General features: G+C 52.0%; 10 protein-coding genes. 8 read left to right on the forward strand and 2 right to left on the reverse strand.

Translation table 11 applies throughout. The annotated features are described in order from the left end of the window. Window positions 1-10: 10 nt before the first annotated feature. Entirely contained in the window at window positions 11-1,480 is a 1,470-nt protein-coding gene (locus ACR3EJ_RS22550) for a hypothetical protein (RefSeq protein WP_170543957.1), read from the reverse strand. Between the two features lie 579 nt (window positions 1,481-2,059). Between ACR3EJ_RS22550 and ACR3EJ_RS22555 the strand changes: the two genes are divergently transcribed. From ACR3EJ_RS22555 to ACR3EJ_RS22590, 8 genes are all read left to right on the forward strand, one after another. Beyond that, window positions 2,060-2,512 (forward strand): Lrp/AsnC family transcriptional regulator, encoded by a 453-nt coding sequence (locus tag ACR3EJ_RS22555; protein ID WP_010441613.1) that lies wholly within the window; start codon window positions 2,060-2,062, stop codon window positions 2,510-2,512. 227 nt (window positions 2,513-2,739) lie between these two features. Next, complete coding sequence (gene dctP, locus ACR3EJ_RS22560; protein ID WP_170543958.1) at window positions 2,740-3,750, forward strand: TRAP transporter substrate-binding protein DctP; 1,011 nt, start codon at window positions 2,740-2,742, stop codon at window positions 3,748-3,750. A gap of 7 nt (window positions 3,751-3,757) precedes the next feature. Beyond that, on the forward strand, window positions 3,758-4,300 hold the full coding sequence (locus ACR3EJ_RS22565) for a TRAP transporter small permease (protein ID WP_170543960.1): 543 nt from the start codon (window positions 3,758-3,760) through the stop codon (window positions 4,298-4,300). Next, entirely contained in the window at window positions 4,300-5,592 is a 1,293-nt protein-coding gene (locus ACR3EJ_RS22570) for a TRAP transporter large permease (protein WP_480423579.1), read from the forward strand. The genes ACR3EJ_RS22565 and ACR3EJ_RS22570 overlap by 1 nt, the downstream gene beginning before the upstream one ends. 17 nt (window positions 5,593-5,609) lie before the next feature. Then, on the forward strand, window positions 5,610-6,014 hold the full coding sequence (locus tag ACR3EJ_RS22575) for an OsmC family protein (protein ID WP_170543964.1): 405 nt from the start codon (window positions 5,610-5,612) through the stop codon (window positions 6,012-6,014). Between the two features lie 49 nt (window positions 6,015-6,063). Then, complete coding sequence (locus tag ACR3EJ_RS22580) at window positions 6,064-7,260, forward strand: cytochrome P450 (RefSeq protein ID WP_170543966.1); 1,197 nt, start codon at window positions 6,064-6,066, stop codon at window positions 7,258-7,260. Window positions 7,261-7,451: 191 nt separating this feature from the next. Continuing rightward, on the forward strand, window positions 7,452-8,888 hold the full coding sequence (locus tag ACR3EJ_RS22585) for an aminotransferase class V-fold PLP-dependent enzyme (RefSeq protein WP_170543968.1): 1,437 nt from the start codon (window positions 7,452-7,454) through the stop codon (window positions 8,886-8,888). Between the two features lie 447 nt (window positions 8,889-9,335). Further along, the gene (locus ACR3EJ_RS22590; RefSeq protein WP_170703419.1) at window positions 9,336-11,393 is read left to right on the forward strand and encodes an adenylate/guanylate cyclase domain-containing protein; all 2,058 of its coding nucleotides are present in this window, start codon (window positions 9,336-9,338) and stop codon (window positions 11,391-11,393) included. A gap of 266 nt (window positions 11,394-11,659) precedes the next feature. Here ACR3EJ_RS22590 and pta read toward each other — a convergent pair whose 3' ends face one another. Next, window positions 11,660-12,667 carry a phosphate acetyltransferase gene (gene pta / locus ACR3EJ_RS22595; RefSeq protein ID WP_170543971.1) on the reverse strand — a complete coding sequence of 336 codons (1,008 nt, stop codon included), beginning with the start codon at window positions 12,665-12,667 and terminating at the stop codon, window positions 11,660-11,662. Between the last annotated feature and the right edge of the window lie 153 nt (window positions 12,668-12,820).

The raw sequence follows: 12,820 nt of genomic DNA on the forward strand, positions 1-12,820 counted from the left end.
CGTGTTTTTTCTACATGTACGGGCCCGCTGCTTGTGTGCACTCACCAACGATTTCTATCTGCGATGGCGCATGGCTGTCGTTCCGAACATACATCAATCCAAAATACAACTGTTTGAAATCTTGTTTTTCTAAGTTGCAATAGTTGGGTGGAAGCTCCTTCCCATATGTTTCGAAGTAGGCCATCCAACTTACCAAAGTATCTCTGGCAGATGGATTGAGTGATATACGCTCGTCATCTAACCGGGACGACAACGCTCGGATTTCTCTTTGATGACTGGAGTATCCGATGGTCAGGTACATCAACGCGATAAGAACTAAGAAGCGTAAGTCGCGCAGAACACGGCCGACTCTCATCTCGCGTGCGACATAGACCAAGGCAAATGCCGAGAACGGAAGTAAGATCGCAACATAGCGAGGCCTCAGGGGCTGCCCTAAACGCAGCGGATCAAATGACACTATGAAAAAAGAGGTCAATACGACAAAACTAAGCGCCGTTAGGGCGATTGCGAAGGCGACCCGACCCGTCGAATCCGAGAATGGCGAGACAAATCCTGAGATCACAATCGCACCAAAAGCCAAAATTGAAGGGATGTAGACTGGTACATGCACAGCCAGAACCCGATACCAGCGCGATATGATGCCTGCGTCCCAGAGCGCTTCTTGCTGTTGGACGTGAGATGAGGACTCAAACATTATCTTCAGGTGATTGCTTCCGCCCACTAACAGCTCAAGCAGTCTGCCTCCGACCATGATTTGGCCTTGAAGCGCGCTCAGAGCGATGGCCTCGATTACATAGAATATCAGGCAAATGGCTGTGAGTTTGAATGCAGACCTTGGTCCGGCCAAAACCCAGACCGCGATGAAGAGGCCCGGGGCAAAAAAGATATTCGTCTCTTTCGCTCCATAGAGCCAGAACAGGCAAAGAGAAAGCCAAAGCACCAACCCGCGTTTGGTCAGCTTTTCATCAATGAAACGCTGGAAGCCTAATGCAATCAACGCCAATGGAAGAAGGCCTGCCCCGGTTGGTAGAAGCTGGAACAACGCGCGATTGAGCTGAGGATCCAACGCCCAGAGTATTGCCAAAGCGGAAGCCACCTTCAAACCGAAGTGGCGGTAGTAGAGGTTCAGAAAAATACTGGCTGCAAGTGCCGCAGGGATAAAGGTCGAAAGATAATAAAACGCAACCGAGTCCCCGAAAGACCAAACTAGCGCCAGGGGAAATAGCCAGGTCCCCCACCGAAAAAAGTGATGGCTGGCGTGTTCATTCGCACGGAAAACCTCTAGCGATCCCTCGGACAAATCCTTGGCCAAAAACCATTTTCGTGCAGCGTCTCCACCAACCTCGGGTGAAGGCAAAAAGTATATCAATTTGAGCAACTGAAATGCTAAAAACAATGAGATTAGTAGGAAATAGACCTGTCGAGAGTAATCGGAGGTTGATGTGATGGAAGACGCCGAGACATCTATCTTATTGGCCAAAAGACACACTCCAACGTGGCGACAAGAATTCGACCTCCAACTTAACGCGGATCAAATGCTCGGCTTTTGCAGCAGATCCCGCGTCTGAGAACAGCGACCAGTACCGTATTAGTGTTTCACACTTGATTGTTATTTGACGATTGTGTCAACGCCTGTCGCGAACGATGTTCCGAGGCGTTTGAGATGTACACTATATGCACAGCTCAATGAGTTGCTTTCCCAGAACCTCGTCGGGCAACTAACGACCGTGTTCGCCAATGCAGGTCAGTGTAGTGTACTAAAATAACGCTCTTGAGAAGGCGTCGCTGATCACGCGAGGTTTGTCGGGAGATTCTGGAAAGATAGGCTCTAGACAGGTCATCTACCTTTGGCCGAGCCGGATAGTCAGACATATTCATCGCTATTATTAAGCGCGGTGCTTCGTGCAACTCTATGGAAGTCAGTCTGGCACTTGATAGGGCTCGATTCATTTCGTGGGGTCAGAGAAATCGTGACAGACCCAATACTATTGTGTTGTATGTAAGAGATCCCTGTGTTTTTTGTTGTTTTGTGGGTCAATTGAATGAATTGCGTGCGTAGATGGATGACAAAGACTTAAAAATCATTGAGGCATTACAAAAAAACAGTTCTCTTTCCCAGCGAGAGCTTGCCGAAAAGGTCAACTTGTCTCAGAACGCCTGTTGGCGACGCTTGCAGCGGTTGAACGAAACCGGAGTAATCGTTGGTTCGACGGTGCGCGTTAACCGCGAGAAACTTGGCCTCGGCTTGGTGGTCTTCATGATGGTGAAAACGCGCCATCATTCGACGGAATGGCTTGATGCATTCCGCCGCGCCGTATTAAAAATTCCGGATGTCGTAGATTTTTTCCGGATCGGGGGCGATTACGACTACATGATAAAGGTCATCACTGAGGATATGAACTCGTATGATCTGGTATATCAGCGCTTGATTTCAGAAGTAGAGCTTGACTCGGTTACCTCCTATTTCTCGATGGAAGCAATCGCTGAGCAGCGGCCACTAAAAATCTCTTGAACTTTGATATTCACGTGAACAGCCAGATTTGGTTGGTCCAAACTAATTGTAAGTGCATGATTGGATTGTTTTCGATTGGGAAGAATCGCACTAGGGGCGATCGTAAGCTTTAGGCGAATTTTTCCCCATTCTTGTGGTCACATACACAGGATAATCTGAAATCGGTTGATATTTTGGTGATAATAATCACCAGGTCGCAGATATCATTTCCATCAGGAGGACACGATATGAATAGACTTATCCAAGCTGCCGCATTCGGTATTTCGGGTATAGGAGCAGCCATTTCGCCAGCGATGGCCGATGAGTGGCGCTTTAACAACTTTCTTCCGGAAACGCGCCCGGAAACGGCTGAGCTGGAGCAATTCGTTGAAGATGTGAACGGCGCACTCGCAGAAGGCTCTGAGATTACTCTCTACAGCGGCGGTTCGCTGGGTTTGCCAAACACGGATACCCTGCGTTTTTTGCCCAAAGGCGCAGTGGAAATGAGCCTGATGTGGGCCAACTATTTAGGGCGTGACGCTCCTGCGCTAAGCTCCGTAGTTGTTCAGGGCACCATCGGCTCGATCGAAGAGTTCGAAAAAGCAATCCCGACAGTCCGCGATATCTATGAAGAAGAGTTTGCTGACTGGGGTGTGTCCTCAGTGGGTTATGTCGCAATCCCGATGCTGTCGGTTTCAGTTTTCTGCCGGGATGAGCCCGTGCGTACCCTTGAGGATCTGAAATCAAAGAAGCTGCGTGTCTGGGCGCGTGATCAGGTCGAAACCTTCACCCGTCTGGGTGTTGCAGCGCAGATCATCCCGCAAGAAGAAATGTATGTGGCGCTCAAGACCGGGGTCGTTGACTGTGCCCTTTACCCGGCGCTCTATGCGCATACGGTCTCGTTGCAGGAAGTGGCCAAGTATGCGTCATTCCTTTATCCGATGGCATCCGGTCCATATGTAATCGGTGTGGCCACCGACAAATGGGACGCGACGGATGAGGCGACCAAAGCGGCGATCACCGCAGCAGCAGATGATTTGTGGGACCGCACCAACCAGTATGAAGATGACTTCGAGCGTGAGCTTGCTGCCCGTGAAAAACTTGGTGAAGAGGGTGTGACCTGGGGTGAAGACTTCTCTGACGAAGACCGGGCCCTCTTTGTGTCCTCGGTAACCGAAACATGGAAAATGCTGGCGGAAGAAGCTGGTGGAAACGCACCGGCCTACCGCGAACGTATTCTGAGCGCTTTGGGCCGCTAATTCAAAGATGGCAACAAGATTAAAACACTTTATCGCGCGAGGGCTGGATCGTCTGGCCCTTGCGTGTGCGGCGGCATCAGCACTGGGAATGATAGCCATTGTTGGCATTATCGTAACCAGTGTCCTGATGCGTAAGTTTGCCAACTCGCCTCTTCACATCACCGAGGAAGTGGTTGGACTGTTATTGAGTGTCTCGTTATTTTTGGGTTTGCCGATGGTCACCTTGCGGGCCAAACATGTGCGCGTTTCGCTGTTGGCCGACAGGCTAAAAGGCAAGATGCATGTCGTTGTGCAGATAGCCGCGCTGCTGGTTGGTATAGTCTTCTTTCTCTGGTTGATCGTCGAGACGATTCCTTGGTTCGAGTTTGCTTTCAAGCGCAATCTCAAGACGGAAACCACCCGGATTCTGCTCTATCCCTGGATGGCGTTAATGCCGATCTCTCTGACGCTAACCCTATCCATTTTTGTGGCCCGTCTGGTCGGTGTTCTAGACCGAGTGGATGACTCAGAAGCAGATATGGAACAAAGCTTTACCGACGAGGCCCGCTAATGTCATTTTGGCTTACTCTGATTGGGGTGCTGGTTGCCACCGCCGGTACTGGCGTCGCTTTGGGTGCCGCATTGGGCCTGACGGGGCTTATTATCCTTTACTTTTTCTCAAACGGCGCGACCTCGCTTGCAATCGACGCAATCTGGAGCGTTTTCAACTCGTTCACACTCAGCGCGGTGCCAATGTTCATCTTGCTTGGTGAGGTGTTGCTGCGGAGCGGAATCAGCGAGAAAGCCTATTCCGCATTCTCGCCTCTGTTTCGGCGAATTCCAGGTGGGTTGCTGCACACTAACATTGCGGTTTGCACATTGTTTGGAGCCGTCAGCGGTTCGAGTCTTTCGACAGCAGCCGCGGTCGGATCGGTTGCTTATCCTGAAATGTCCAAGCGCGGCTATGACAAAGACACCGTGGTTGGAAGTCTGGCCGGCGGAGGCACACTGGGATTACTAATACCGCCGAGCCTATCTTTCTTGATTTACGGCGCATTGACGGAAACCTCGATCGGCCGCCTGTTTGCCGCAGGCATTATTCCGGGTTTCCTAGTGGGTCTGATGTTCATGGCCTATCTCTTCGTCAAATGCTCTCGCAACCCGTCGATCGCTCCACGTGACCAGGAGCCGGTATCGTTGTGGCAAGCCTTAGCAGGCTTCAAACAGATTTGGCCACTTCTGGTCCTGATTTTTGCCGTGATCGGCAGCATTGTGGGTGGTTTGGCAACGCCAACCGAAGCCGCAGGTGTGGGCGTTGTGCTGGCAGTCATTATCTCTTCGATTTGGGGGGATTTGACCTGGAAGAAATTGGTTGAGGCGGTGTATCAGTCCGTTCTGTTGTTCGCTGCAGTTGGTTTTCTGGTGCTGGGCGCAACCATTTTGGCAAAATCCACAAGTATCCTGGGTGTCCCTCAGCAAATTCTCGAGGTGGTCGCAGAAAGCGGCATGGGAACCTACAGCGTGCTGTTAATCGTCGTACTGATTTATCTGATCCTGGGATGTTTCTTCGATGGATTGTCCCTGATGATCATGACGTTGCCTGTGGTATTCCCGCTCTTGACGGGCTTGGGGTTTGACCCGACCTGGATCGGAGTAATCATCACCATCGTGATCGAGATTGGACAGGTCACACCCCCGGTGGGACTTAATCTTTCTGTCCTGACGGCGCTGACCAATAATGAAGTCAGCTTGGGACGCGTCGCGGCGGCAACAGTGCCTTACTGGTTGATCCATCTGTTCGCCATTCTGGTGCTGACGATGTTCCCTGCATTGGCGCTTTTCCTGCCAAATTTGCTATTCTGATAAAGGAGCTAAGCCCTATGGTTCTGAAAGTGAGGCCCAAAAGTTTCGGACCGGTCTTTGTGTTCTTCAATGGAGGTGCACAACTCAGCTATGCCTATGGGGATACTGACGACATTACTCCTCATCCGCCGCATGAAACTCCAGTGGACACGATGATTGCTTCGCTTGGTTCTTGTATCATACGTTCAGTCGAGTGGGCGGCTGCGCAACGTAAATCGCAGTTGAATCCTTTCACAGTCAAAATTGTAGGCACCAAGTCTCCTGAATTGCCCGGTCGGTTGGAGAAGGCCGAGATCACGATCATCGGCGATGTGGTGGATGATGAGGTGATGGCCACCCGCATCTTGAAGCAGGCCAAAGCTATTTGCACTGTCAGCAACTCATTGAACACCGAAGTCGAGATCAACATTCAGGCGGCCTGATCGCCTGAATGCCGCTGCGAGCCAATTTCTGGGTACAAGGAGCAGAGCCATGACCGAAATCTCTGCTGCGAGGCACGAAGTTCCCGTAGATTCCGACACGACCCTTGAAATGCTCGACAGAGATCCAGCCTCTGTCTATCGGCGTTTGCGGCGCGAAACGCCTGTGGTCCGGATAGAGGCGATCGGCCGGATTGTTTTGACTAAGGCAGACGACACCTATCTGGCCAAAACGGATACACAACATTTTCATTCCACCGATTCCAGGACGGCAATGGAACGAGCGTTTGGTGGCAACACGTTGATGCGTAAAGATGGTCCGGCGCATCTGGACGAGCGAAATGCAATGGTGGAAACCTTTCATACTCGCCACATTTGCGACACCTGGAGGGCTAGGTTCCAAGCAGTCACTGAATTGGCTGTATCCGCTTTGCGCGATCAAACCAGAACGGACCTTCGCCAGACCTTGGCAGCTCCGTTATCGGCGCTCTACCTGCAACACGTGTTAGGCATCCAGCCTGACGATCAGGATCAACTTTTCAGTTGGGCGAATGCCTTGATCACGGGGGCCATGAACTCAGGTTTTGACCCGGCCGTATTTGCGCTCAGCGATCGTGCCAACGATGAAATGAACCGGTGTTTTGACAGGATGGTCGATTTTCATCGCGAAAACCCCAATCCTTCCGTTTTGTCAGCAATGGTCAATGCACCTAATCCACTTTCGCTGAGTCAAATACGCACAAATCTGAAAATCTGTATCGGGGGTGCAGTGGTCGAAAGCCGCGATGCGATTTCAACCACGGTCCACGGGCTTCTACGCAATCCGGATCAGCTAAATCACTGTATAGAATCCGATCGTTGGGATTTGGCATGTGAGGAAGGGCTGCGCTGGGTTGCCCCTATTCAGGCCAGCCCACGTATAGTTGCCAGTGAAATTGCCCTACGCGGAGTAACGTTGCCCAAAGGTGAAACAATCATGGTTGTGCAGGGCTCGGCCAATCATGATGAAGACTACTGGCAGGACCCCCATCTCTTCAATATTCATCGCCCGCTTATTGCAAACCAGACCTTTGGGTTGGGTCCGCATCGGTGTATGGGGGGCGATCTGTATCGTCGACTGGTAAGCGATGCGCTGCTGCCGTATTTGTTCCGGTGTTTTCCGAATATGCAGGCCGATCCCTCGCGGGAAGTAGAGTTCAGGGGTTTTGCTTTTCGTGGCCCGACTTCACTGCCGGTTTTTCTCCGTTGAGTTTGACAAATGCGGAGGTGGCGCTAAACGAGCGCCTCGATAACGGTGTGGCAGAAAATTAGAGTTGGCGAATTAACCCAATATCGACCCTATTATTCGTTCATAATTATCGATTAATATGCCAATGGTGATAACTTTGGGTCATATTTTTCTATCTTTGCATATAAAATACTCATCAAAGGAGTATTCTCATGTCGCTTGCAGATTTTCGTAGTTCTCTAAAATCCGATAACCTTGTTCGCAACTTGCGCGAAGGCGTAATTGGTGACGGGGCAAGCATCCCGGGCCTGTTTGGCGATGTATCACTCGTTTACGCAGATTATGTTGCCTCCGGACGGGCTCTTACTCAGGTTGAGGACTATATCCGAGATTCCGTGCTGCCCTATTATGCCAACAGCCATACCGAAGCATCGTTCTGCGGTTCCTTTATGACCCGTCTGCGCGCCGAAGCCCGGGCAGAAATCTCGCGTCTTACCAATGCCGCAGGGTGCAGCACGATATTTACCGGTTCTGGTGCTACTGCAGGCCTTAACCGACTTGTCGCGCTGTTTGGTATCAACGACGCTGCCAAGGCTGTTGTTTTTATTGGTCCTTACGAGCACCATTCCAATCTGCTGCCATGGCGTGAATCAAAAGCTGAAGTAGTGGAAATCCCCGAAGCCGCAGAAGGTGGCCCTGATCTGGCGCTGCTTGAAGCGGCATTGAAGGATCATGCTGACGCTGACGTCAAAATCGGCAGTTTTTCGGCAGCGTCCAATGTCACGGGTATTGTCACTCCGACCGATGAGGTCACGCGCTTGCTCAAGTCCCATGGTGCATTGTCGGTCTGGGACTACGCAGGAGCTGGTCCCTATCTGCCGATTGATATGAACCCCGCCGATGATTGCCAAAAAGACGCAGTCGTTGTTTCACCACACAAGTTTCCGGGGGGGCCTGGAGGCAGCGGGGTATTGATAGTGCGCGATGACACTGTTTGTCTGGATATCCCATCGTGGCCGGGAGGAGGGACAGTAACCTTCGTGTCGCCGTGGGATCATCGGTACTCGTCCGATATCGCAGCCCGCGAAGAGGCAGGCACCCCCAATGTTATTGGTGATGTTCGCGCTGCGCTGGCCTTTATCATCAAAGACGAAATTGGTCAGGCCTTCATCTCTGCACGCGAAGCAGAGATGAACGAAATGGCATTGAAGGCCTGGTCCAAAAACCCGCTACTGACCCTGTTGGGCGTTGATCATCCGCATCGATTGCCAATCTTTTCATTTCGGGTGAACCGTGCTGATGGATCGCGTTTCCACCACCAGCTTTTTACCCGCATGCTAAGCGACGTTTATGGTATTCAGGTACGAGGTGGATGTGCCTGCGCAGGTCCGTATGCGCATCGGCTTCTGGAAATAGGACAACCTGAATCCGAACAGCTATTCAGCGATCTGCGGGAAGGAAAAGAGTTGCTTAAACCGGGTTGGGTACGTCTGAATTTCAGTTATCTGATGGATGACGCGAAAGTTCAGTACATCATCGATTGTGTGAACGAATTGACCGGTCGTCTCGACGAGTTGGAAGTGCGTTACATGTCCGATCCAGCAACCGCTCGTTTCGCCATCAATTCCGACGCGCTTGAAGTGGCGTAATAGGCGATATCCAGAACTTACGGTGGTCGGACCTCCCTCGGTGGGTCTGGCCAATTTTTTAATTGTCTGATTGTGACAACTGCCGGGAACCGGTCGTTTTGCAACGATTGAAATATCGAAGTTCAGTTTCTATCACACACGGGGGCTTGAACATTGAACTTGGTATTAGTTCGACTGATTTTCATTTGTACCGTGACCGGGTAGAAGACGTTGGCCCTTCGAATTCTAAAGCGCAGGTTCGTTCAATGTGAATTGATTACGCTGCTACCAGTTTGTGTGCGATCATTCGCCGAGAAAGAGGCCATATGGCACGGCGCGTCAAATGGTCAGGCTATTTAGTGGTCAATCTGGGTGGATTGGCCATGTCGGCAGGGGCATGAGGAATCATATGGTTGAACCGCGCACTGAAATTGCAATTTCCCGACGATGTATCGTGTTGGAGCAGACATGCGCATCAGTGTAGGGATCGCGGTGACTCTGCTGGTTGCGTTGTCGATTGGCGTGTCAACTTTTCTGGTGCATTCGCTTTGGTGGACGACTGCACGCGAGAACAGCCGAATGCTGGCGGCTGAGATCAATAGTCAGATCGCAAATACTGTTCGGATCGAAGTTGGCCTGACGCTAAGATCTGCCGAGGCAGCCTGGGCAGCCGTGCGAACCATCTTTGTTCAGGATGTCATCGCCACGCGACAGGCCGACAAACGCGAGTTTGTCTTTCTGTCGCAACTGCAGGCGCAACCAAACATTTCGTGGATCATGTTTGGTTGGCCAGACGGGAATTACTTCGCCGCTCACCGCTTGGGGGATGGTGGGCTTGAGATGATCGAGATCGACAGCGAAATCCGAGATGGAATGCTGCGGACCGACCGATACATTTTTATTCCGGGTGATATTCAGTTCGAAGAACGGGCTTTCTCGGCGACAACCTTTGATCCGCGTGATCACGCTTGGTATCGGAATTTCATAGGCCGGGGCACTGCCGACTGGATCGAAGCCCGCGATCTGCCCGGTGGTCATAAGACGGTTTATGCGTTTGCAGGCCCCGTCGACGTAAATCGCAAGCGTCAGGGTGTTCTGGCTGTTGTCATCGAAACTGACAGGCTGTCGCGTTTTCTGGGCACACTGCGACCTGGTGAATTTGGCGCTGCATTTATTCTTGACGCTGACGGGAAAGTGATCGCAGTTCCTGATCCCGAGGCGGATGAGATCACACCTGCCCGGATGGGTGAAGGTCAGCTTTACGAAGTTGCCAAGAAGTCCGGGCAGCAACTGCTGGGGAATTCGATTTCGCGCGCGTCCATGAACTCTACAACTAGGATTGTGAACGATGGTGTGCCCTATGCAGTGGCTTTGACACCGTTGGGGTTTTATGGGTGGCGCGTGGCGACGGTTATTCCCGAGTCTGCTTTCTTGTCCGGAATCAATCAGACACTGGTGAACTTGCTCTATATTCTGGTCGGAGTCGTCGTCGTTGCAACGGCGCTGGCAATTTGGCTTGTCCGAACGGTTGTCGCAAATCCTTTGGCACGCATCGTCGAAGACCTGAGCCGCGTTGAAAGATTTGATACTGAAAAGATCACCCGCAGACCCTCAAAGCTTCGCGAACTTTCGAATCTTTCAGCGGCAACCGCGAATATGGCGGCAGGCCTATCGGCCTTTCGCAAATATGTACCAACTGATCTTGTTCGGATGTTGGTTGCAGAGGGGATCAAAACGCAGCCGGGCGGAGACCTAAAGCGAATTTCAGTTCTGTTTTGTGATGTGGCTGGTTTTACAGGGCTTTCGGAAAAGCTGGGCCCCGAAATTGTTCAGTTAATGGCGCCGTTCTTCAGCGCTGCATCTTCCGCTATCGCCCGACATGATGGGACGATTGATAAGTTTATGGGTGATGCTGTCATGGCCTTCTGGGGTGCCCCGCGTGCCGACGCCGATCACGCCGAACATGCCTGCAGGGCGTCTTTGGATCTTGTCGAATCCGTTGCCGCAACAGGTATCAAAGATGATGAGGGGCGCCCCCTGAGCATACGTGTGGGACTAAATACAGGCGATGCGCTGGTCGGGAATATCGGTTCAGAAGAGCGATTGAATTATACAGCGATAGGCGACGCTGTTAATATTGCCAGCCGTCTGGAAGGTGCCAACAAGATTTATGGAACTTCGGTTCTGATCGGCCCGGAAACGCGCCGTGCTGCAAGTGATTCAATTGTGGTACGCGAGCTCGACACATTGGCAGTTTATGGTCGAACAGGTGGTCTGGTGATTTATGAGTTAATCGAAATGGCCGACAGTTCTGCGGGATCGCATTCATGGATAAAAGCTTACGAAGAAGGACTTGAGCACTACCGAAACCTCCGTTTCGAAGCGGCGATCCGGGCTTTCGAAGCTGCAGAACGAGGCCGGGGCGGTGATCAGGCTTCAGCTATTATGATAGAGCGCTCAAACACCTATCTGGTGTCGCCACCACCGGCAGACTGGAACGGGGTTGCTATAGCGGACTCCAAATGAATTGACCGGCTCGGGCGATCATCAAGAAATGGTGCTTACACCGCAGTTTCCAGCGCCGCCGAACTATACACCACGGTGCTGACACCAAGGTTTCGGATTTATCAGATTTCCAGCGTGCAAAATGCGACACGAAGGAGATCGTCTCCCGATGTTTCATTTTCAGGTAGGTGAGGGAGAGACGCATTGGCGGAGACCATTCAGACAGGTCCTTCAAGTGTCTTGAATGGGTCGCTAGCCTGTCAAAACTGAAGGCCAGGTGCCTGATTTTAGGATTCAAGCGCCTGAAGGATGGTCACAGCGATAATCTGTGTCACATCCTCTGCACTACAGCCCCGCGATAGGTCGTTGGCTGGTTTGGCTAGGCCCTGAAGAACCGGTCCAATTGCCAGATAACCGCCTAACCGCTGGGTCATCTTATAGCCAATATTCCCGGCATCCAGATTTGGAAAAATCTTGATGTTCGCCTGTCCGGCAACTGTCGATCCGGGTGATTTGCGTTCGCCGATCGATGGAACAAATGCGGCGTCGAATTGCAGTTCTCCATCAACGTTCAATTCCGGGTGTTTCGCGCGGAGTATTTCTGTTGCGTTGACTACTTTGTCGACCGACGGGTGGCGTGCGCTGCCCTTGGTTGAAAAGCTCAGCATCGCGATTTTTGGTTCTTCCCGCAGCAAGGCACGCGCGGAAACCGCCGACGCAGCAGCAATACTCGCCAATTCTTCCGAATTCGGGTCTATTACTAATCCGCAGTCAGAATACAGCATCGCACGTGCACCGGGTTGTGCGTTTTCGGGCGGGTACATCAGAAAAAAGGATGACACCATTCCAGCGCCAGGTTTCATGCCAATGACCTGAATTGCGGTCCTGACAACATCGCCAGTTGTATGTACCGCTCCTCCCACTGTGCCTGTTGCGTGTCCGAGTCTCACCAGCATCGCCGCATAGACCAATGGCGTTTCCGCCGCCTGCCGCGCCTTGGCTTCGTCAACACCCTTGTGTTTTCGCAGGTTATAATACTCGGCTGCAAAAGCCTCAGTCAGGGAAGATTGGGTCGGGTCGTGGATCGAGATACCGTCGCCTGCTGATGCGTCTTCGGCCTGCAATGCGGCTTCAACCTCTGTTTTTGGTCCGACCAGAATGATATCGGCGACACCCGCACTATGAGCCGCCAGCGCCCCTGCTACTATCCGCGGGTCTGCTCCTTCGCTCAGCGCCACAACAGGGCGGGTTGTCGGCGCATTCGCCTTCAGCAGCTCAATTGGCGTCAAGGTCATCGGTACCCGTCCTTCTCCACTAAAATTGGCAGCAACGCTCGGTTGAGGACATTGGAGTACACCAATTGGCTTGCCCGTAGTTGCACTGCGCCGGTTCGTCTCACAAACAATGGTTTTGTTCAATGCGTCAAACGGCGCGACGCTGCCAGTAAG

This window comes from Ruegeria sp. AB11 (assembly GCF_056536325.1).